Source organism: Streptomyces sp. N35, assembly GCF_016464295.1.
In the GTDB taxonomy this organism is placed as follows: Bacteria; Actinomycetota; Actinomycetes; order Streptomycetales; family Streptomycetaceae; genus Streptomyces.
This window is the reverse complement of the sequence record NZ_JAEIMH010000024.1, coordinates 63,375-83,725: the sequence shown is the minus strand read 5'-3', so window position 1 is coordinate 83,725 and position 20,351 is coordinate 63,375. Positions and strand designations below refer to the sequence as shown.

Sequence of the window (20,351 nt, the reverse complement as noted above, 5' to 3'; positions counted from 1 at the left end):
CAACTGACGAACCGTCAGGAAGATGGGAAGTCACAGGTCAGGACGTGACCTGTTCCACAACGCTGGTGCCCCTGCCGGACCGCGACTCCCACTCCCAGGTCTCCCGCAGCCGGATCCGTCCGTCGGGGAGTTCCTCGATACGGGACACACAGTGCCCGGACGCCGTCTCCCCGTCCGTCCTCAACTGCACGTACCGGAAGTCCAGTACGTCCCCGTCCCGCGACCCGACCAGCTCACCCCGTACGACGTCGCCACCCGCGTACGAAGCCCAGATCACGCCGTCCTGCTCGTGATACGCGAACCGCGTCCGCGTACCCACCTGACCTGGTGCCTGGTCCTCCACCGGGGCCATCACGAGGCCTTCGAGCGAGCGGGCGGTCACGGGCTGCTCCCTTCAAGAGCGTTGACGCGTCGGGCTATGGTGGCAGGCGTAAAGCACTCGCGGGAGCCCGGACGTGCCGGGCTGAGAGGGAGGCGGCGGCCTCCGACCGTATGAACCTGATCCGGGTCATGCCGGCGAAGGGAGGGGCTGGACGCCCATGTCACAGCTGTCTTCGAAAGTGCCGTCCGACGTCGTCGTGGTGGGCGGCGGCATCATCGGCCTGGTCACGGCCTGGCGGTCCGCGCAGCAGGGGCTGCGCACCGCGGTCGTGGACCCGGCTCCCGGTGGCGGCGCCGCGCAGGTCGCGGCCGGAATGCTCGCCGCCGTCACCGAACTGCACTACGGCGAGGAGACCCTGCTCGCCCTCAACCTGGCCTCCGCCGCGCGCTATCCGTCCTTCGTCGCCGAGCTCACCGAGGCCGCCGGCGAACAGCTCGGCTACCGCTCCTGCGGCACGCTCTCGGTCGCACTCGACGCCGACGACCGCGCCCATCTGCGCGAGGTGCACGCCCTGCAGCAGCGCTCGGGGCTCGCCTCCGAGTGGCTCTCGGGCCGCGAGTGCCGACGCCTCGAGCCGATGCTCGCGCCCGGGGTGCGCGGTGGTCTGCGGGCCGACGACGACCACCAGATCGATCCGCGGCGGCTCGCGAAGGCCCTGGTCGTCGCGTGTGAGCGGGCCGGCGTCGGCTTCCACCGGCAGTGGGCCGAGCGACTTCTGCTCGTACGGGAGAGGGCCTCGGGAGTCGTCCTCGCGGACGGCACCGAACTCGCCGCCGAGCAGGTGGTGCTCGCGGGTGGCAGCCACAGCGGGCTGCTCGCGGGGCTGCCGGTCTCCGTGCCGGTGCGGCCCGTGAAGGGGCAGGTGCTCCGGCTGCGGATACCGCCCGCGTACGCACCCTTCCTGCAGCGCACCGTACGCGCGGTGGTCCGCGGCAGCGATGTGTACCTGGTCCCGCGCGAGAACGGCGAGCTGGTCATCGGCGCCACCAGCGAGGAGCAGGGCTACGACACGACGGTCACCGCCGGCGGGGTGTACGAACTCCTGCGGGACGCCCACGAGTTGCTCCCGGGGATCACCGAGCTGCCCCTGGTGGAGACCCGCGCGGGTCTGCGTCCCGGCTCACCGGACAACGCGCCGCTGATCGGCCCGACCCAGCTGCCGGGCCTGCTGCTCGCCACCGGGCACCACCGCAACGGTGTGCTGCTCACGCCCGTCACGGGCGACGCGATGGCGCACGCCCTGACCACCGGGGAACTCCCCCAGGACGTACGGCCCTTCAGTCCCAAGCGTTTCGGCGCCCTTCAGGAGCAGGCCGTATGAGCGAGTCAGGAGCAGCCCGTATGAGCGAGATCGCAGTGCACGTGAACGGACAGACGCGGGCGGTGTCCGACGGCACCACGCTCGACGCCCTGATCGCCGCCGTCACCGCCGCGCCGTCCGGCGTGGCCGCGGCGCTCAACGAGACCGTCGTGCCGCGCGGCGAGTGGCGGCGCACGGCGCTGTCCGCCGGCGACCGCGTCGAGGTCCTGACCGCAGTACAGGGAGGCTGAGGAACATGGCCGACGATCCTCTCGTCATCGGGTCGAGGACCTTCTCCTCACGGCTGATCATGGGCACGGGCGGGGCGCCCAGCCTCGATGTGCTCGAACGCTCCCTGGCCGCCTCGGGTACGGAGCTGACGACCGTGGCCATGCGCCGGGTCGACCCCGGCACCAAGGGCTCGGTGCTCTCGGTCCTGAGCAAGCTCGGCATCGAGGTGCTGCCGAACACGGCGGGCTGTTTCACGGCCGGCGAGGCGGTGCTCACGGCCCGGCTCGCGCGCGAAGCCCTCGGCACGGACCTGGTGAAGGTCGAGGTCATCGCGGACGAGCGCACACTCCTTCCGGATCCGGTGGAGACCCTGGAAGCCTGCGAGACCCTCGTCGACGACGGCTTCACGGTCCTTCCGTACACGAACGACGATCCGGTGCTCGCGCGCAAGCTCGAGGACGTGGGCTGCGCGGCGGTCATGCCGCTCGGCTCCCCGATCGGTTCGGGCCTCGGCATCCGCAATCCGCACAATTTCCAGCTGATCGTGGAGAACGCGGGCGTCCCCGTGATCCTCGACGCGGGCGCCGGCACGGCCTCGGACGCGGCGCTCGCGATGGAGCTGGGATGCTCGGCGGTGATGCTGGCGTCCGCGGTGACCCGGGCCCAGGAGCCGGTCCTCATGGCGGAGGCGATGCGGCACGGGGTGGAGGCCGGTCGCCTCGCCCACCGCGCGGGGCGCATCCCCCGCCGGCACTTCGCGCAGGCGTCGTCGCCGATGCAGGGGCGGGCCCGGCTGGATCCGGAGCGGCCGGCGTTCTGAGCGCCTCTTCGTGGGGGCTGCCGCCCCCACACCCCCGCGCGCCTGTCCGGCTGCTCAGATCGTTGCGGCCGGCGTGACCCAGGGCACTCGTGGGGGGCTGCGCCCCCACACCCCTCCGTCACAGCTCGGCTTCAGAACCGCTGCACCTCCCCCAACCAGGCAACCCTCCAAGCCACGGCTCGTACACTCGGCGCGTGGACACGACCCTTCAGGACCCTCTCGTCGGGCAGGTGCTCGACGGCCGGTACCGGATCGACGCCCGGATCGCGGTGGGCGGGATGGCCACGGTCTACCGGGCCGTGGACACCCGCCTCGACCGCGTGCTCGCGCTCAAGGTGATGCATCCGGCGCTGGCCGCCGACGCCGCCTTCGTCGACCGTTTCATCCGCGAGGCCAAGTCCGTCGCCCGGCTCGCGCACCCCAATGTGGTCGCCGTCTACGACCAGGGCGCCCAGGGCGCGTACGTCTATCTCGCGATGGAGTACGTGGCGGGCTGCACCCTGCGCGACGTGCTACGCGAGCGCGGCGCCCTGCGGCCGCGCGCCGCGCTCGACATCCTGGAGCCGGTGCTCGCCGCTCTCGGTGCCGCGCACCGCGCGGGGTTCGTGCACCGGGACATGAAGCCCGAGAACGTCCTGATAGGGGACGACGGCCGGGTCAAGGTCGCCGACTTCGGTCTCGTACGGTCCGTGGACACCGTGACGAACACCACGGGCACCGTCCTCGGCACCGTCTCGTATCTCGCCCCGGAGCAGATCGAGCGCGGTGTCGCCGATCCCCGCGTCGATGTGTACGCCTGCGGTGTCGTGCTCTACGAGATGCTCACCGGCGCCAAGCCGCACACCGGTGAGTCGCCCGCGCAGATCCTCTACAAGCATCTGCACGAGGACATCCCGCCGCCCTCCGCCTCCGTGCCGGGCCTGCCCGTCGACCTCGACGAGCTGGTGGCCCTCGCCACCGCCCGTACGCCCGAGGTACGCCCGTACGACGCGGTCGCGCTGCTCGGCCAGACCCGTACGGCGCGCGCCGCGCTCACCGAGGCCCAGCTGGACGCGGTACCGCCGGCCGCCGTCGAGGACGCGCACATCAACTCCGAGGACCGTACGAGCGTGATCCCGCGCGCGGTCACCTCCGTACCGCAGCCGGCGCCCGCCCAGGAGGGGATCCACCGCACCAGCCGCCTGGAGATGCCGCCTCCGCCGCCCGGACCGGTCGCGCCTGCGCGGATGCAGCGTCCGCGGCGCGGTCTGTACACGGTGATCGCGGCCGTGATCCTGGCGCTCGGCATCGGTGCGGGCGTCTGGTACATCAACTCCGGCCAGTTCACCCAGGTCCCGGGCGTGCTCTCCAAGACCGAGGCGCAGGCGCGCAAGACGCTGCAGGACGCCGGTCTGAAGGTGAACGACGAGGTGCGCAAGAAGTACAGCGCCTCGTACGACCGCGGCCAGGTGATGGACACCGACCCGGACCGCGGCCGGCGCATCCGCGAGGGCGGCACGGTCACCCTGACCGTCTCGCTCGGGCAGCGCATCGTGCGCGTCCCCGATGTCAGCGGGACGCCGCTCGCCGAGGCGAAGAAGGAGCTCCAGAAGGCCGGGCTCGAACCGGGCACGGTCACCCGCGAGTTCAGCGACGAAGTCAAGCGCGGCGATGTGATCCGCACCAGCCCGACCTCCGGTACACAGCGTCAGTCCGGCACCGCCGTCGCGCTGACCGTGAGCAAGGGCGAGCCACTCGAGGTGCCCGACGTCACCGGCAAGACACCGCAAGAGGCGCGCGACGAGCTCGAACAGGACGGCTTCAAGGTCGAGATCGCCGAGCAGCCGGTCCACTCCGAGCACGACAAGGGCCTGGTCGGCGAGCAGTCGCCCGGCGGCGGCGCCTCGCTCGGCGAGGGCGACACCGTCACCCTGACGCTCTCCAAGGGCCCCGAGATGATCGAGGTCCCGGACGTCGTCGGCCTGAAGGTCGACGAGGCCAAGGACAAGCTCACGGCGGCCGGTTTCGAGGTCGACGAGGACCGGGGTCTGCTCGGCCTGTTCGGCGACACGGTCGACAGCCAGTCGGTCGAGGGCGGCGAGGAAGCCGCCAAGGGATCGACGATCACCATCAAGATCCGCTGAAGGTGAACGCCGTCCGGAGTGCCACCCTCGTCGTGACACCCTGGACGGCGTGCAGATCCCTCGTAACCCCGTCGGCAGCCATGTCCCTGTAGCCGGCGGGCTCTCCTCCAAAGGCCTCGCGTACGCACGGGAGTTGGGCTGCGAGACCGTCCAGGTCTTCGTCGCCAACCCCCGCGGCTGGGCCACCCCGCCCGGCAGCCCCGCCGAGGACGAGGCCTTCCGCGCGGCCTGCGCGGCCGAGTCGATCCCGGCGTACATCCACGCCCCGTATCTGATCAACTTCGGCTCGCACTCCCCCGAGACCGTCGAGAAGTCGGTGGACTCGCTGCGCCACTCGCTGCGCCGCGGCCGGGAGATCGGCGCGCTCGGCGTCGTGGTGCACACGGGTTCCGCGACGATGGGCCGCGACCGGGCGGAGGCTCTCGACCAGGTACGCCGGTACATGCGGCCGCTCCTCGACGAGCTCACGCACGAGGACGATCCGTACCTCCTGCTGGAGTCGACCGCGGGCCAGGGCTACTCGATCTGCTCGCGGACCTGGGACTTCGGCCCGTACTTCGATGCGCTCGGCCACCACCCCAAGCTCGGCATCTGCCTGGACACCTGCCATGTCTTCGCCGCGGGCCACGACCTCACGGGGCCGCACGGCATGCACCAGACCCTCGACCAGCTGGTGGAGACGGTCGGCGAGGGCCGCCTCAAGCTGGTCCACGCCAACGACTCCAAGGACGTGGTCGGCGCCAAGAAGGACCGGCACGCCAACATCGGCCAGGGCCATATCGGCGAGGAAGCGTTCCGCGCGCTGATGCGGCACCCCGAGATGGACGGCGTGCCGCTGATCATCGAGACGCCGGGCGGGCAGTCGGGCCACACCGCCGATGTGGAGCTCCTGAAGAAGCTGAGGGAGAGCTGATCCAAAACCCTTGAGGGAATACCCCAGGGGGGTATACGGTTCTTGCTGTCGGCAGGAACCGCTACCTGACGTTGGGGGCCATCAGCCATGCAGCACGAGACGCATGAGTCGCACGCAGCACACGCGCACCACCAGCACGCCGGACACGGCGGCAGCCACACCGGCCACGGCAAGGTCTCCTGGGCCATGGCGGCCAAGGCCACGCTGCACTGCCTCACCGGCTGCGCCATCGGCGAGGTGCTCGGCATGATCATCGGTACCGCGCTCGGCTGGGGCACCGCGCCCACGATGGTCCTGGCCATCACGCTGGCCTTCTTCTTCGGCTACTCGCTCACGCTGTTCGCGGTCGTCCGCGCCGGCCTCTCGCTCAGGGCCGCGATCGGTGTCGCGCTCGCCGCCGACACCCTGTCGATCACGGTGATGGAGATCGTCGACAACGGCGTCCTGCTCGCCGTACCGGGCGCGATGGAGGCGCATCTGAGCGACGCACTCTTCTGGGGCGCCCTGGCCTTCGCCTTCGCGGTCGCCTTCCTGGTCACGACCCCGGTCAACAAGTGGCTGATCGGCCGCGGCAAGGGACACGCGGTGGTGCACCAGTACCACTGAGCACCGGCCGAACAGCCAGGATCAGAGCTCGGGGCCGTCCCCGGGCTCTTCCTGGTACGAGTAGCGCTGCTCGCGCCAGGGATCGCCGATGTTGTGATAGCCGCGCTCCTCCCAGAAGCCACGGCGGTCGGCGGTCATGTACTCGATGCCGCGGACCCACTTGGGGCCCTTCCAGGCGTACAGATGCGGGACGACGAGCCGCAGCGGAAAGCCGTGCTCGGCGGTGAGCAGCTCGCCGCCGCGGTGCGTGGCGAACATCGTCTGCTCGGCTGTGAAGTCGGAGATCCGCAGGTTGGAACTGAAGCCGTACTCGGCCCAGACCATCACATGGGTGACATCGGGCGCGGGCGGCGCGAGCTCGAGCACGGCGCGCGCGGGGACGCCGCCCCATTCGGCGCCGAGCACCGAGAATTTGGTGACGCAGTGCAGATCGGCGAGGACCGTGGCGTACGGCAGGGCACCGAACTCCTCATGGGTCCAGCAGCGCTTCTCGCCGTCGGCGGTGGCCCCGAAGACCCTGAACTCCCAGCGCTCCGGCCGGAATTTCGGTACGGGCCCGTAATGGGTGACCGGCCAGCCCCGCTGCAGCCGCTGCCCCGGAGGAAGCTCGTTCTGCTCCGTGACGCGGCTATCCGGCTGACCCATGTCTCCATGATGACAGCCCACGGAGGGTGGACGTGACCAGGTCTGCACCGATTCGGGCAACTCCTACTAAGCATGCACTTACTGGACGGCCCAGAAACCCGGTGCAAGGATGCGGCGCACCTGCCCAGTCCAGCACTTGGAAGGAGCCTCTGCGATGCAGGGCGACCCCGAGGTCATCGAATTTCTCAATGAGCAGCTGACCGCCGAGCTCACGGCCATCAACCAGTACTTCCTGCACGCCAAAATGCAGGAGAACTTCGGTTGGACGAAGCTCGCGAAATACACGCGGCACGAGTCGATCGACGAGATGAAGCACGCGGAGGTGCTCACCGACCGGATTCTGTTCCTGGACGGGCTGCCGAACTATCAGCGCCTCTTCCATGTACGCGTGGGACAGACGGTCACCGAGATGTTCCAGGCGGACCGACAGGTCGAGGTCGAGGCCATCGACCGGCTCAAGCGGGGCATCGACGTGATGCGCGCGAAGGGCGATGTGACCTCGGCGAATATCTTCGAGTCGATCCTCGAGGACGAGGAGCACCACATCGACTATCTCGATACACAGCTGGAGCTGATCGAGAAGCTCGGCGAGCCGCTCTACATCGCGCAGCTGATCGAGCAGCCGGAGGCCTGAGCCCGCACGGGCCGGACGGGGTGCGTCAGGCGGCTTCGTCCAGCTCGACGGCGTCCAGTTCCACGGCCGAAGCGAGTGCGGGCTTGCCCTGGTCGACCAGGTCACGGCGCGGGCAGTTGCCCCGGCCGAGGATGGCCTGGATGCGACGTACGCAGGAACCGCAGTCCGTGCCGGCCTTGCACGCGGAGGCTATCTGCCGCGGAGTGCAGGCGCCGGCGTCAGCGTGCTGCTTGACCTGCTGCTCCGTGACACCGAAGCACGAGCAGACGTACACGCCGTTCACCTCCCGACGACAGGATCAGGTTGCGCTCCCCCGATGATCGGTGAGGCTAACCTAACCTTACCCGTCGCGACCAGCGTGCAAAAGCACTGTGGGGCGCGGATCACAAGGATCCGCGCCCCACAGGCGTGTCGTACGTGCCGCGCCTTACTGGTCCCGGTACATCTCCGCGACAAGGAAGGCCAGGTCAAGGGACTGGCTGCGGTTCAGGCGCGGGTCGCAGGCCGTCTCGTAGCGCTGGTGCAGATCGTCGACGAAGATCTCGTCGCCGCCGCCCACGCACTCGGTGACATCGTCACCGGTGAGCTCGACGTGGATACCGCCCGGGTGCGTGCCGAGCGCCTTGTGCACCTCGAAGAAGCCCTTGACCTCGTCGAGGACGTCGTCGAAGCGGCGGGTCTTGTGGCCCGAGGCCGCCTCGTAGGTGTTGCCGTGCATCGGGTCGGTGATCCAGGCGACCTGGGCACCGGAGGCGGTGACCTTCTCGACCAGGGTGGGGAGCTTGTCGCGGATCTTGTCCGCGCCCATCCGCACGATGAAGGTCAGCCGGCCCGGCTCGCGGTCCGGGTCCAGGCGCTCGATGTACGTGAGCGCCTCCTCCGGAGTGGTCGTCGGGCCCAGCTTGATGCCGATCGGGTTGCGGATCTTCGAGGCGAACTCGATGTGCGCGCCGTCCAGCTGACGGGTACGCTCACCGATCCAGACCATGTGGCCCGAGACGTCGTACAGACGGCCCGTACGCGAGTCGACGCGGGTCAGCGCCGACTCGTAGTCGAGAAGCAGCGCCTCGTGCGAGGAGTAGAACTCGACGGTGCGGAACTCGGCCGGGTCGGTGCCGCAGGCACGCATGAACTTCAGCGCGTTGTCGATCTCCCGCGCCAGCTGCTCGTAGCGCTGGCCCGACGGCGAGTTCTTCACGAAGTCCTGGTTCCAGGCGTGCACCTGGTGCAGGTCGGCGTAGCCGCCGGTGGTGAAGGCGCGCACGAGGTTCAGCGTCGAGGCGGACGCGTGGTACATCCGCTTCAGACGCTCGGGGTCCGGGACGCGGGCCGCCTCGTTGAAGTCGAAGCCGTTGACGGAGTCGCCGCGGTAGGTCGGCAGGGTCACGCCGTCGCGGGTCTCGGTGTCCTTGGAGCGCGGCTTCGAGTACTGGCCGGCGATCCGGCCCACCTTCACGACCGGCACGGAGGCCGCGTACGTGAGGACGGCGCCCATCTGGAGCAGCGTCTTGAGCTTGTTGCGGATGTGGTCGGCGGACACGGCGTCGAAGGCCTCGGCACAGTCGCCGCCCTGCAGCAGGAACGCCTCGCCCTTGGCCACAGCGGCCATCCGGTTGCGCAGCTGATCGCACTCGCCCGCGAAGACGAGCGGCGGATACGACTCGAGGTCCGCGATCACATCGCGCAGAGCCTCGGCATCGGGGTACGTGGGCTGCTGCGCCGCGGGAAGGTCTCGCCAGGTGTTGCCACCGTTTGCGGTGGTCTTAGCGTTCACGGTCACCTCGTCAACATTACGGGGTCCGTGCCCCTGCCCATTCCCCCGCCCACTTTGTGAGACGAACGTCCCAAGGGCGGACTGCGTGCCGCGGAACATGCGCTAGGGTCAGCCCCATGTTCGCGCATTCGACCCAGAACTGGTGGTGGACCGCTCATCCGGCGGCCCACTGACTGCGCGTTCCCAAGACTCGCGAAGGCCGCCCGAGGGGCGGCCTTTTTGTGTGTCCGAGGCCGTTCCTCTCCGAGATCCGCTCCGGAAGGAACCCATGCCATGGACGACCGCCTCAGCCGACTTATCGACTCGGCGACCCCCTTCGCCCTGCTCCGCCGCCGCACCCCCGGCCGTGACCACGACACCGTCGAGATCCTGACCGGAGAGGTGCGCGAGGCCGCGCACCTCGGCGAACTCCCCGATACCGAGCTCCCCTTGCTCGCGCTCGTCCCCTTCCGGCAGATCCGCGAGCGCGGCTTCGAGGTCACGGACGACGGCACCCCGCTGTCGTACCTGGTCGCGCGGGAGTCGTACGAGATGAGCCTGGACCAGGCCCTCGCCCAGCTGCCGGCGCATGACGTACGGGTGCGGGGCGGCGGCTTCGACATCGACGACGACACGTACGCCGGGATCGTGGAGCGGGTGATCCGGGACGAGATCGGGCGGGGCGAGGGCGCGAACTTCGTGATCCGGCGGACGTACGAGGGGGAGATCGACGGCTTCTCGCGGGCCGACGCGCTGGCGCTCTTCCGGCGGCTGCTCGACGGCGAGCGCGGTGCGTACTGGACGTTCGTCGTGCATACCGGTGAGCGCACCCTGGTCGGCGCCAGCCCCGAGGTCCATGTGCGGATGAGCGGGGGCACGGTCGTGATGAACCCCATCAGCGGCACCTACCGCTACCCGGCCGAGGGCCCAACCGCGGACGGGCTGCTCTCCTTCCTCGCCGACGCCAAGGAGCGCGCCGAGCTGTCGATGGTGGTCGACGAGGAGCTCAAGATGATGTGCACCGTCGGCGACCAGGGCGGGGTCGTCGTCGGACCGCGTCTGAAGGAGATGGCGCATCTCGCGCACACCGAGTACGAGCTGCGCGGGAAGTCCAGCCTCGATGTGCGCGAGGTACTCAAGGAGACGCTGTTCGCGGCGACCGTCACGGGCTCACCGGTCGAGAACGCCTGCCGCGTCATCCGGCGCCACGAGGAAGGCGGCCGCGGCTACTACGCGGGCGCCCTCGCCCTGATCGGCCGGGACGCAGGGCGCGGTGGGCGGGAAGGAGCTGTCGGCGCGCAGACCCTCGACTCCCCCATCCTGATCCGCACCGCGGACATCGCGGCGGACGGCCGCCTGCGGGTCCCGGTCGGCGCCACACTCGTACGGGATTCCGTACCGGCGAACGAGGTGGCCGAGACGCACGCCAAGGCGGCCGGGGTCCTGGCCGCGCTCGGGGTGCGCCCCGGACGCCCGCGCGCCGAGCGGTCCCGTCCCCGGCTCGGCGACGATCCCCGCGTACAGGAGGCGCTGGACTCGCGGCGCAGGTCGCTCGCGCCGTTCTGGCTGCGGATGCAGGAGCGGTCCGGTGAGCTGAGCGGGCACGCGCTCGTGATCGACGGCGAGGACACCTTCACGGCGATGCTCGCCCATGTGCTGCGCTCCTGCGGCCTGTCGGTCACGGTGCGGCGCTACGACGAGCCCGGGGTGCGGGCGGCGGCGCTCTCGCACCAGGGGCCCGTGGTCCTGGGGCCCGGCCCCGGCGACCCCTCGGACGCCGCCGACCCGAAGATGCGCTTCCTGCGCGCACTCACCGCCGATCTCGTACGCGGCCACCGGCACGGGCCCGCCCGTCGCCCGACCCCCACCCCTCAACGAGGCCCTTCGGGCCGCCCCTGCTTGATTGGGGTCTGCCTCGGCCATGAACTGATCGCCGCCGAGCTCGGGCTCGACATCGTGCGCAAGCAGGTGCCGTACCAGGGGGCGCAGACGCGGATCGTGCTGTTCGGCCGGCCCGAGACGGTCGGCTACTACAACAGCTTCACAGCGGTGTGCGACTCCGATACGGCGGCCGAGCTCTCGGCGCACGGGATCGAGGTGAGCCGGACCGCTGAGACCGGTGAGGTGCACGCGCTGCGCGGGCCCGGGTTCGCCGGGGTGCAGTTCCACCCGGAGTCGGTCCTGACGCTGCGCGGGGCCGCCGTGGTGCGGGAGCTCGTCGAGTCGGTGCGGGCCACGGTCCGGGTCTGAGGCGGTGTACGGACGGTCCCGGCCCCAGGGGCGCAGGGGCTTGGACCGCCGTATATTCGCGCTTATCGGGCCAGACGCCACACATCGGCGCAGGCCGGAAGCCGCATCAGCCAGAAGCCGCATCTCCTGGGAGCAGTCGTGGAAATCCTGTCATTCGGCGTGCAGGCCGACGAGAAGCCGCTCATCGAGAAGGCCTTCGAAGGACACCACGAGGTCCGCTGCCTGGACGTGTTCCTCACCGAGGACACAGCGCCGATCGCCGCGGGCTACGAGATCATCACGGTCAGCGTCAACGCCAATGTCAGCAGCCGGGTCCTGCAGACCCTGGCCGCCGGCGGCACCCAGATGATCGCCACGCGCTCCACCGGCTTCAACCACATCGACCTGGAGGTGGCCGAGCGCCTCGGCCTGACCGTCGCGCGGGTCTCGTACTACTCGCCGTACTCGGTCGCCGAGTTCGCCTGGACCCTCGCGATGGCGGTCAACCGCCGCATCGTGCGCGCCTCCAACCGCACCCGCGACTTCGACTTCCGGCTCGAGGGCCTGATGGGCCGCGATATGCGCGGCCGTACGGTCGGGGTGCTCGGCACCGGCAAGATCGGTGAGGCCTTCACCCGGATCGCGCACGGCTTCGGCATGAACCTGCTCGGCTGGGACGTCGCCCAGAACCCGGCCTGTCTGGAGCTCGGCATGAAGTACGTCGAGAAGGACCAGCTCTTCGCCGAGTCCGATCTGATCAGCCTGCATGTGCCGCTGCTGCCCGCGACGCAGCACATCATCAACGCCGACGTGCTCGGCGAGATGAAGGACGACGCGATCCTGGTGAACTCCAGCCGCGGCGGCCTCATCGACACCGAGGCGCTGGTCGACGAGTTGCGCAAGGGCCGCTTCACGGGCGTCGGGCTCGATGTGTACGAGGCCGAGGCGGGCCTGTTCTTCTTCGACAAGTCGATCCAGGGCGTCGAGGACGACGTCCTTGCCCGCCTCCTGACGTTCCCGAACGTCGTGGTCACCTCGCACCAGGCGTACTACACCGAGGACGCGCTGAACCAGATCATCGAGACGACGCTGCAGAACGTCCTCGACTACCAGGCGGGCAAGCGCGGCGAGAACGTCCTGGTTCCCGCCGCGCCGAAGAGCTGATCCGCGGAGCCGGCCCGCAGTACGCCTCAGCCGAAGAAGACCCCGACTTCCTTGTACAGCTCGGGGTTCACGGTCTTGAGCTTCGCCGTGGCCTCGGCGATCGGGACGCGCACGATGTCCGTGCCCTTCAGCGCGACCATCTTGCCGAAGTCCCCGTCCCGTACCGCCTCGATGGCGTGCAGTCCGAAGCGGGTGGCGAGCCAGCGGTCGAAGGCGCTCGGGGTGCCGCCGCGCTGGACGTGGCCGAGCACCGTGGTGCGGGACTCCTTGCCGGTGCGCCTCTCGATCTCCTTCGACAGCCACTCGCCCACACCCGAGAGCCGGACATGGCCGAAGGAGTCGAGCGTCCCGTCCTTGAGGACCATGTCGCCGTCCTTGGGCATCGAGCCCTCGGCGACCACCACGATCGGTGCGTACGAGGCCTTGAAGCGCGAGGTGACCCAGGCGCAGACCTGGTCCACGTCGAAGCGCTGTTCCGGGATGAGGATGACGTTGGCGCCGCCCGCGAGGCCCGAGTGCAGGGCGATCCAGCCCGCGTGCCGGCCCATGACCTCGACGACGAGGACGCGCATATGCGATTCGGCGGTGGTGTGCAGCCGGTCGATCGCCTCGGTGGCGATGCCGACGGCGGTGTCGAAGCCGAAGGTGTAGTCGGTGGCGCTCAGGTCGTTGTCGATGGTCTTGGGTACGCCGACGACCGGGATGCCGTAGTCGTCCGTGAGCTTCGCGGCGACGCCGAGGGTGTCCTCGCCGCCGATCGCGATCAGGGAGTCGACCTCGTACTTGGCGAGGTTCTCCTTGATCCGGCGGACGCCGTGCTCCTCCTTGAACGGGTTCGTCCGGGAGGAGCCGAGGATCGTGCCGCCGCGGGGCAGGATGCCGCGTACGGCGGGGATGTCGAGCGGCACGGTGTCGCCTTCGAGCGGTCCACGCCAGCCGTCACGGAAGCCCACGAAGTCGTAGTCGTACTCCTGGACACCCTTGCGGACGATGCCGCGGATGACGGCATTGAGCCCGGGGCAGTCGCCGCCACCGGTCAGCACGCCGATTTTCTTGGCCCCCATGGGGAAGTCCCTTCGCCACGTTCGCTGTGTGACTCGTCACGCTAATGGTGATCCAGGTCACTTCACGGTGTCGAGGGCGCCAAATCCCTTGAGGACCTTGGGAGTTGATCAGTCGCTTTCACTCGTACGAGGGGACGGCGTCGGTAGGTGACCGGGCATGTCCGGTCCCCGTGCGCGGCCTTACTCGTCGTCCAGACCGCGCTCTATCGCGTACCGCACCAGCTCCACGCGGTTGTGGAGCTGCAGTTTGCCCAGGGTGTTCTGGACGTGGTTCTGGACCGTGCGGTGGGAGATGACCAGGCGTTCGGCGATCTGCTTGTAGCTGAGGCCCTTGGCGACCAGGCGCAGGACTTCGGTCTCGCGGTCGGTGAGCTGGGGGGCCTTGGGCTCGTCCGTGTTGGACGGGGCCGGTTCCGAGGCGAGGCGGCGGTATTCGCCGAGGACCAGGCCCGCGAGGCCGGGGGTGAAGACCGGGTCGCCGACCGCGGTGCGGCGGACCGCGTCGATCAGCTCCTCGGTGGAGGCCGACTTGAGGAGGTAGCCCGTCGCTCCGGACTTGACCGCCTCCAAGACGTCCGCATGCTCACCGCTCGCCGAGAGGACCAGGACGCGCAGCTTGGGGTTGGCGCCCACGAGCTCCTTGCACACCTGGACGCCGGGCTTGAGCGGCAGGTTCAGGTCGAGGACCAGCACGTCGGGCGCGACGGCCTTGGCGCGGCGTACCGCCTGTTCGCCGTCGCCCGCCGTGGCCACCACGTCCAGGCCGGACTCGGCCAGATCGCGGGCCACCGCGTCGCGCCACATCGGATGGTCGTCGACCACCATGACCTTGATCTGGTCGCTCTGTTGCTGTTCGCTCATCAACTCGCCTTCCCCCGTGGGACCTTCAGTTCTACTTCCGTACCCTGCCCGGGTACCGAGATCAGCTCGGCGGTGCCGCCGATATCGCGCAGCCGGCCGCGGATCGACAGCGCCACTCCGAGCCTGCCCTCCCCCTCGGCCTGGTCGAGCCGGCCCTCGGGGATGCCGGGGCCGTCGTCGCGCACCGTCACGATCACCTCGTCCGTCCAGTCCTCGACGAGGATCCAGGCCCGCGCGTCCTCGCCGGCGTGCATCCGGACATTGTCCAGTGCCGCACCGACGGCCGCCGCCAGCTCCCGCGCCGCGGCCGGAGCGAGCAGCACGGGTGCGCCCGGTTCGGAGAGGGTGACACGGGAGCCCGCATACGGGGAGAGCAAGGTGCGGATGTCCCTCGGAAGGTCGTCCGGATCGTCGTCGGGTTCCTCGACCATCCGGACAAATGCCCCCTGCTGCGCATCCTCCGAGACCCGGGACGCGGGAAGGAGTCCGCCCGCGACCAGGGTGCGCAGGGCGACCTCCTGCTCGCCGGCCATCCGTCCGAGCTCGGCCGCCTCGCCGCCGAGTGCGGTGCCCCGGCGCTGGACCATGGCGAGGACCTGGAGCACGTTGTCATGGATGTCGCGCGCGAGCCGCTCCCGCTCACGGGTCGCCGCCTCGATCTCCAGCGCACGGGCCAGGGTGCGCTCGGAGGCCCGGGCGACCTCCACCACGTATCCGATCGCTATGGAGGCGACCCAGACGAGCAGCACGTTGTGCAGGGTGTCCTGGCTGGGGTGACCCCGCTGGACGATGTTCGCGACCCCGACCAGGGCGGAGGCGACGGCCGCCCAGCGCCAGCCGCCCTTGAGCGCGTACGCGAGGACGGCGCCGGCGGTCCAGATCGACGGGAGCGTGGGCCCTTCCCCCGCGATCCGCTGGGCGGAGTCGGCGACCGGGGTGAGCAGGATGCCGGTGAGGGAGATGGTCAGGTCGGTGACCAGGAAGCGCTTGGTGCAGGCCGCGGCGTTCGCGACGAAGCGCAGGGTGGCGAGCGTCCAGACCGCGAGTACGGCGAAATAGACGATCGCGACCCAGGGCCGGTGGAACTTCTCGTACGCGGCGACGAAGAGGCCGATCGCGTACACCATCGTGCCGACCCGGTACGCCGTCAGGGCGCGCCACAGCGGCAGCTCCACCGACATGCGCATCACGCGTTCGCGCTTGGCCATCTCCCCCGCCCCCAGCGGTCCTGGCGGACCGTTCGCGCGTCTAGCTTTCCTTGGCCTTGCCCGCGGCCTTGGCCAGCTCCGCCTTCTTCTTGGCCTCGTCCGCGAGCTGCCGCTTGGCGGCCGTCGCGTACATGTCCACGTACTCCTGGCCGGACAGCTTCATGATTTCGTACATCACTTCGTCCGTCACCGAACGGAGGATGAACCGGTCGCCCTCCATGCCGTGATAGCGGCTGAAGTCCAGCGGCTTGCCGATCCGGATGCCCGGGCGCATCAGCTTGGGCATCACCTTGCCGGGCGGCTGGATCTTCTCGGTGTCGATCATCGCGACCGGGATCACCGGCGCCCCCGTGGCCAGCGCCACCCGGGCGAGACCGCCGGGCTTGCCGCGGTAGAGACGGCCGTCCGGGGAGCGGGTGCCCTCGGGGTAGATGCCGAAGAGCTCGCCGCGCTCGACGACGTCGATACCGCTCTTGATCGCGGCCTCACCGGCGCCGCGGGCACCCGAGCGGTCCACCGGGAGCTGGCCGATGCCCTTGAAGAAGGCGGCCGTGAGCTTGCCCTTCACGCCCGGGCTGTTGAAGTACTCGGCCTTGGCGATGAAGGTCACCCGGCGGTCGAGCACCGCGGGCAGGAAGAAGGAGTCCGAGAAGGACAGGTGGTTGCTCGCGAGGATCGCGGGCCCCTCGGCCGGGATGTTCTCGAGCCCCTCGACCCAGGGGCGGAACACAGTCTTCAGGCTCCCGCCGACGGTGAGCTTCATGAACCCGTAGATCAACGCAGGTGCCTTTCTCGTATCGTCACGTCGACCTTAACCCGTGCCGGGCCTGCGCTCCTTCCCGGCAACGGGCGGCCGTGCCGCTGCGCCGGGTGACAACGGCCCTGGTCGGTGTCGGTCCGGTCGCGTACCGTGAACGCAACCTCCCGACCCGACTCCGGCCCCACCGTGCCGGAGCCTGCCTCAAGAAGGAGACCGATGGTGCCGGTCCTCCCCGGAGCCGAGCCGTACCGCCATGAAGGCGGCGAGGTCGGCGTCCTGCTCTGCCACGGTTTCACCGGTACTCCGCAGTCGCTGCGCCCGTGGGCGGAGCACCTGGTCGCGCGCGGCCTGACGGTCTCCCTGCCGCTGCTGCCCGGGCACGGCACGCGCTGGCAGGACCTGGCGCTGACCGGGTGGCAGGACTGGTACGCGGAGGTGGACCGCGAGCTGCGCGCGCTGAGCGAGCGGTGTGCGCAGGTCTTCGTCTTCGGTCTGTCGATGGGCGGCGCCCTGACGCTGCGGCTCGCGGCCAAGCACGGCGACGCGATCAGCGGGATCGTCCTGGTGAACCCGTTCAACAAGATGCACGACCCGATGGCCTTCGCCCTTCCGGTCGCCCGGCACTTCGTGCGCTCCACCAAGGGTGTCGTCAGCGATATCGCCAAGGAGGGCTCCGAGGAGCTCGGCTACACCCGGGTGCCCCTGCACGCGGCGCACTCGCTGCGGCGGTTCTCCCGCCTGGTCGACGCCGAACTGCCGCAGGTCACGCAGCCGTTGCTGCTCCTGCACAGCCCGCAGGACCATGTGGTCGCGCCGGCCGACTCGGCCCGTATCCTCGGCCGCGTCTCGTCCACGGACGTCACCGAGATCCTGCTGGAACAGAGCTACCACGTCGCGACGTTGGACCATGACGCGGACCGGATCTTCGAGGAGAGCGTCTCCTTCGTCGACCGGCTCGCATCCGACGCGAAGGATTCCCGGGAAGGTACGACGGCCGGTGGCTGAGCACGAAGCGGCGGACCGCGACGAGAGCCGCGAGGACCACGACGAGCAGGAGCAGCAGGACCGGAACGACGCTGCCCTGCGCGATCCGCTGGCCAAGTCGCCCCAGGCGCAGGGTCCCGAGCCCGCGCCGCTGGACGAGGACGCGGCCTGGGCCGCGATCATCGCCGGATACGGCGCGCAGCCGGCCGATCCGCCGGGTGCCAAGCCCTTCAAGTCCGTCGAGGACCTCGCGGGCCTGGTCGCGGAGGCGGAGGAGGCCGAGCAGGAGCGGGGGCCCGCCCGCGCGGGTCCGGACAAGCCGGTGGGCAGCTCGATCGTCTTCGCTCCCGGCGTGGGGCCGCGGGACTATGACGTGGCCGAGTCCTCGGACGACGATCTGGACGAGAGCGACGAGGGCCACTTCGTACCGCCGGAGCCGCCGCCGCTCCCGGAGGCCGATACAACGGCCAAGTTCGCCTGGCTCGCGGTGATCGGCGGCCCTGTGCTGCTGCTGCTCGCGATCCTGCTCGGCTGGCCGATGACGTGGTGGCTCACCACGCTGGGCATCGGCGGCTTCCTGGGCGGCTTCGCGACGCTGGTGATGCGGATGGGGGACGGCGACGACGAGGACGAGGACCCGGGGCGCGGCGCGGTCGTCTGAGGGTTCCTGGCCGTACTTCCTGCCTGCACTTCCTGGCCGTACGAAGGGCCCGTACCGGATTGTTGCGGTACGGGCCCTTCGTGTGCCGCATCAACCTGAAACAGCGGGAACCCTGAGGGCGGCCAGCAGCGGCAGATGGTCCGTGGCGGCGAGGAGGTCCGCTTCGGTGATGCCGGCGTGGCCCAACGGGACGCCGCAGCCGAGGACTTCGATGCCGCGCGAGGCGAAGATCGCGTCGATGCGCTGGCGCGGCGTGGCGGGCTCGGACGTGTACTCGCCGCCCCAGGGCTTCGTCGCCCAGCAGTCCTGGAGCGCGCCCGCGAGCAGCTTGAACGTACGGCCGTGCGGCTTGTCGTTGAGGTCACCGCCCGCCACGGTGTGCTCCACGCCCATGCCGGCGAGCCGGTCGAGCAGCATCCCGCCCTGGTCGTAGCGTTCGTCGGTCTGCAGGGACAAATGGCAGCTCAGGACACCGAGCCGGGCGCCGCCGAAGCGAACGACCGCGGTCGAGAAGCCGCGGCGGTGCAGACCGGGCGTCAGCGGAAGCAGCACGTCCTCGGTGCGCTCGACCGTCGCCCGCATCGAGCAGAGCAGCGCCGGCCCCGCGGCCGGTGCGCCGCCGCCGAGGATCACCAGGTTCGAGGCCTTGGCGAGACGGGCGAGCTTCTTGTTCCAGCGGAAGAAGCGCGGGGCTTCCTGGATGAGGACGAGGTCGGGGTCGCAGGCGCGGATCACCCGGGCGAGCGCGGCGGTGTCGTCGCGCATCGAGCGGATGTTGTACGAGAGCACCCTGACGACGGCCGAACCATCCGGTTCCGTACGGGAGTTGGGCAGCGAGATGGGCTGGGACTGTCCGGTCACCGGGCCACGATATGACAGCGCCCGCCGGTCCTGTACGGAACACGGCGGGCGACGGCCATACGCGAGGAATCACATGACCGGGTCGGGCTCCCGCGCCAGGTCGGCGGCGCCCACGAGGCCCGCCTTGTTGCCGAGCTGGGCCGCGATCACCTCGGCCTGCGGGCGCCAGTTGCCACCCACGAGCCAGCGCTTGTACGACTTGCGGATGGGGTCGAGCACGAGCTCGCCCTCGTCCGAGAGACCGCCGCCGATGATGAACGCGGACGGGTCGAAGAGCGAGGCGAGGTCGGCCAGACCGGCGCCGGCCCAACGGGCCAGCTCACGGTAGGAGTCGACCGCGACCAGATCGCCCTGGCGGGCCGCCATCGAGATGTGCTTGCCCTCGATGCCCTCCGGGGTGCCGTCGCCCAGGGAGAGCAGCAACTCGGCGTTCTCCGGGGTGGCGTTGGCGCGCTGCTTCGCGTACCGCACCAGGGCGCTGCCGGAGGCGTACTGCTCCCAGCAGCCCTGGCTGCCGCAGCCGCAGAGCAGACCGTCCGGGACCATCCGGATGTGGCCGAACTCGGCGGCCACGCCGAAGTGTCCGCGGCGCAGCTTGTTGCCGATGATGATGCCGCCGCCGAGACCGGTGCCGAGGGTGATGCAGATGACGTTGCGATGCCCCTTGCCCGCACCGAACTTGTACTCGCCCCAGGCCGCGGCGTTCGCGTCGTTCTCCACGACCACCGGGAGGCCGACGCGGCCCTCGACCTTCTCCTTGAGCGTCTCGTGGCGCCAGTCGATGTTCGGCGCGAAGTAGACGGTCGAGCGCTGGCGGTTGACGTATCCGGCCGCGCCGATGCCCACGCCCACGATCTCGTGACCGGCTCGCGCGCCTTCCACGGCCGAGGCGATCGCGTCCACGATGGCCTCGGGTGTGCTGGGAGTCGGCACCTTGAAGGTGGAAAGGATCGTGCCTTCCTCGTCGACCACGCCGGCCGCAATCTTGGTGCCGCCGATGTCGACGCCGATGGTGAGTCCCATGTGTCCCTCAGTTTTCGGTCGAGCCCCGCTGCTGCCCAGCCTATCCGAGGGGAACGCGGGAGGCGCCTTGGCGGGCCCCCCCCCCCCCGCCCGCCGCGGGGGGGGGGGCGGGCGGGGGGGCCCCGCCGC

The 20,351-nt window shown here is 70.1% G+C and carries 22 protein-coding genes and 1 riboswitch; of the genes, 12 read left to right on the top strand and 10 right to left on the bottom strand.

Going from position 1 to position 20,351, the window contains the following annotated elements; all coding sequences use genetic code 11:
• Nucleotides 1-37: 37 nt before the first annotated feature.
• Entirely contained in the window at nucleotides 38-352 is a 315-nt protein-coding gene (locus tag JAO81_RS15720) for a hypothetical protein (protein WP_199548494.1), read from the bottom strand.
• A 79-nt stretch (nucleotides 353-431) separates the two neighbouring features.
• Nucleotides 432-542: riboswitch (TPP riboswitch) on the top strand.
• On the opposite strand from JAO81_RS15720, the gene thiO reads away from it, so the two are divergent.
• From thiO to JAO81_RS15690, 6 genes are all read left to right on the top strand, one after another.
• Nucleotides 540-1,703 (top strand): glycine oxidase ThiO, encoded by a 1,164-nt coding sequence (gene thiO / locus JAO81_RS15715; protein ID WP_199548471.1) that lies wholly within the window; start codon nucleotides 540-542, stop codon nucleotides 1,701-1,703. Its footprint overlaps the riboswitch before it by 3 nt.
• Nucleotides 1,704-1,732: 29 nt before the next feature.
• On the top strand, nucleotides 1,733-1,933 hold the full coding sequence (thiS, locus tag JAO81_RS15710; RefSeq protein WP_307813405.1) for a sulfur carrier protein ThiS: 201 nt from the start codon (nucleotides 1,733-1,735) through the stop codon (nucleotides 1,931-1,933).
• 5 nt (nucleotides 1,934-1,938) lie between these two features.
• A complete protein-coding gene (locus JAO81_RS15705; protein WP_199548469.1) occupies nucleotides 1,939-2,733 on the top strand; it encodes a thiazole synthase in 795 nt (264 codons plus the stop codon).
• A gap of 194 nt (nucleotides 2,734-2,927) precedes the next feature.
• Nucleotides 2,928-4,856: a Stk1 family PASTA domain-containing Ser/Thr kinase gene (gene pknB / locus JAO81_RS15700; protein WP_199548468.1), complete on the top strand. Its 1,929-nt coding sequence runs from the start codon at nucleotides 2,928-2,930 to the stop codon at nucleotides 4,854-4,856.
• A gap of 49 nt (nucleotides 4,857-4,905) precedes the next feature.
• Nucleotides 4,906-5,769, top strand: coding sequence for a deoxyribonuclease IV (locus JAO81_RS15695; protein ID WP_199548467.1), 864 nt, complete (start codon nucleotides 4,906-4,908; stop codon nucleotides 5,767-5,769).
• 87 nt (nucleotides 5,770-5,856) lie between these two features.
• Nucleotides 5,857-6,375 carry a DUF4396 domain-containing protein gene (locus JAO81_RS15690; protein ID WP_199548466.1) on the top strand — a complete coding sequence of 173 codons (519 nt, stop codon included), beginning with the start codon at nucleotides 5,857-5,859 and terminating at the stop codon, nucleotides 6,373-6,375.
• A 21-nt stretch (nucleotides 6,376-6,396) separates the two neighbouring features.
• Here the strand turns inward: JAO81_RS15690 and JAO81_RS15685 are convergent, their stop codons facing one another.
• Nucleotides 6,397-7,020, bottom strand: a complete 624-nt coding sequence (locus tag JAO81_RS15685; protein WP_199548465.1) for a sulfite oxidase-like oxidoreductase — start codon at nucleotides 7,018-7,020, stop codon at nucleotides 6,397-6,399.
• 154 nt (nucleotides 7,021-7,174) lie between these two features.
• On the opposite strand from JAO81_RS15685, the gene bfr reads away from it, so the two are divergent.
• Nucleotides 7,175-7,654: a bacterioferritin gene (gene bfr, locus JAO81_RS15680; protein WP_165333289.1), complete on the top strand. Its 480-nt coding sequence runs from the start codon at nucleotides 7,175-7,177 to the stop codon at nucleotides 7,652-7,654.
• A gap of 25 nt (nucleotides 7,655-7,679) precedes the next feature.
• On the opposite strand, the gene JAO81_RS15675 is transcribed toward bfr, so the two are convergent.
• Entirely contained in the window at nucleotides 7,680-7,937 is a 258-nt protein-coding gene (locus JAO81_RS15675) for a bacterioferritin-associated ferredoxin (protein ID WP_199548464.1), read from the bottom strand.
• A gap of 144 nt (nucleotides 7,938-8,081) precedes the next feature.
• Entirely contained in the window at nucleotides 8,082-9,434 is a 1,353-nt protein-coding gene (locus JAO81_RS15670; RefSeq protein WP_199548463.1) for a class II 3-deoxy-7-phosphoheptulonate synthase, read from the bottom strand.
• A gap of 110 nt (nucleotides 9,435-9,544) precedes the next feature.
• Between JAO81_RS15670 and JAO81_RS43970 the strand changes: the two genes are divergently transcribed.
• The 3 genes from JAO81_RS43970 (at nucleotide 9,545) to JAO81_RS15655 (ending at nucleotide 12,800) form a co-directional block, all read left to right on the top strand.
• The gene (locus JAO81_RS43970; protein ID WP_071528813.1) at nucleotides 9,545-9,601 is read left to right on the top strand and encodes a trp operon leader peptide; all 57 of its coding nucleotides are present in this window, start codon (nucleotides 9,545-9,547) and stop codon (nucleotides 9,599-9,601) included.
• Nucleotides 9,602-9,701: 100 nt separating this feature from the next.
• Complete coding sequence (locus JAO81_RS15660) at nucleotides 9,702-11,657, top strand: anthranilate synthase family protein (protein WP_199548461.1); 1,956 nt, start codon at nucleotides 9,702-9,704, stop codon at nucleotides 11,655-11,657.
• Nucleotides 11,658-11,795: 138 nt separating this feature from the next.
• The gene (locus JAO81_RS15655) at nucleotides 11,796-12,800 is read left to right on the top strand and encodes a 2-hydroxyacid dehydrogenase (protein ID WP_199548460.1); all 1,005 of its coding nucleotides are present in this window, start codon (nucleotides 11,796-11,798) and stop codon (nucleotides 12,798-12,800) included.
• Nucleotides 12,801-12,826: 26 nt separating this feature from the next.
• On the opposite strand, the gene JAO81_RS15650 is transcribed toward JAO81_RS15655, so the two are convergent.
• The 4 genes from JAO81_RS15650 to JAO81_RS15635 all read right to left on the bottom strand — a co-directional run bounded on the left by JAO81_RS15650 (nucleotide 12,827) and on the right by JAO81_RS15635 (nucleotide 16,711).
• A complete protein-coding gene (locus JAO81_RS15650; RefSeq protein ID WP_199548459.1) occupies nucleotides 12,827-13,864 on the bottom strand; it encodes a 6-phosphofructokinase in 1,038 nt (345 codons plus the stop codon).
• 180 nt (nucleotides 13,865-14,044) lie between these two features.
• The gene (locus JAO81_RS15645; protein WP_199548458.1) at nucleotides 14,045-14,725 is read right to left on the bottom strand and encodes a response regulator transcription factor; all 681 of its coding nucleotides are present in this window, start codon (nucleotides 14,723-14,725) and stop codon (nucleotides 14,045-14,047) included.
• Nucleotides 14,725-15,933, bottom strand: a complete 1,209-nt coding sequence (macS, locus tag JAO81_RS15640) for a MacS family sensor histidine kinase (RefSeq protein ID WP_199548457.1) — start codon at nucleotides 15,931-15,933, stop codon at nucleotides 14,725-14,727. Before macS ends, JAO81_RS15645 begins: the two co-directional genes overlap by 1 nt.
• 40 nt (nucleotides 15,934-15,973) lie before the next feature.
• The gene (locus JAO81_RS15635; protein WP_199548456.1) at nucleotides 15,974-16,711 is read right to left on the bottom strand and encodes a 1-acyl-sn-glycerol-3-phosphate acyltransferase; all 738 of its coding nucleotides are present in this window, start codon (nucleotides 16,709-16,711) and stop codon (nucleotides 15,974-15,976) included.
• A 201-nt stretch (nucleotides 16,712-16,912) separates the two neighbouring features.
• On the opposite strand from JAO81_RS15635, the gene JAO81_RS15630 reads away from it, so the two are divergent.
• Complete coding sequence (locus JAO81_RS15630) at nucleotides 16,913-17,698, top strand: carboxylesterase (protein WP_199548493.1); 786 nt, start codon at nucleotides 16,913-16,915, stop codon at nucleotides 17,696-17,698.
• Nucleotides 17,691-18,338, top strand: coding sequence for a hypothetical protein (locus tag JAO81_RS15625; protein WP_199548455.1), 648 nt, complete (start codon nucleotides 17,691-17,693; stop codon nucleotides 18,336-18,338). Before JAO81_RS15630 ends, JAO81_RS15625 begins: the two co-directional genes overlap by 8 nt.
• Nucleotides 18,339-18,428: 90 nt before the next feature.
• Here JAO81_RS15625 and JAO81_RS15620 read toward each other — a convergent pair whose 3' ends face one another.
• Together JAO81_RS15620 and JAO81_RS15615 are read right to left on the bottom strand one after the other, a co-directional pair.
• Nucleotides 18,429-19,199, bottom strand: a complete 771-nt coding sequence (locus tag JAO81_RS15620; protein WP_307813402.1) for an endonuclease/exonuclease/phosphatase family protein — start codon at nucleotides 19,197-19,199, stop codon at nucleotides 18,429-18,431.
• 69 nt (nucleotides 19,200-19,268) lie between these two features.
• Nucleotides 19,269-20,222, bottom strand: a complete 954-nt coding sequence (locus JAO81_RS15615; RefSeq protein ID WP_165333299.1) for an ROK family glucokinase — start codon at nucleotides 20,220-20,222, stop codon at nucleotides 19,269-19,271.
• Between the last annotated feature and the right edge of the window lie 129 nt (nucleotides 20,223-20,351).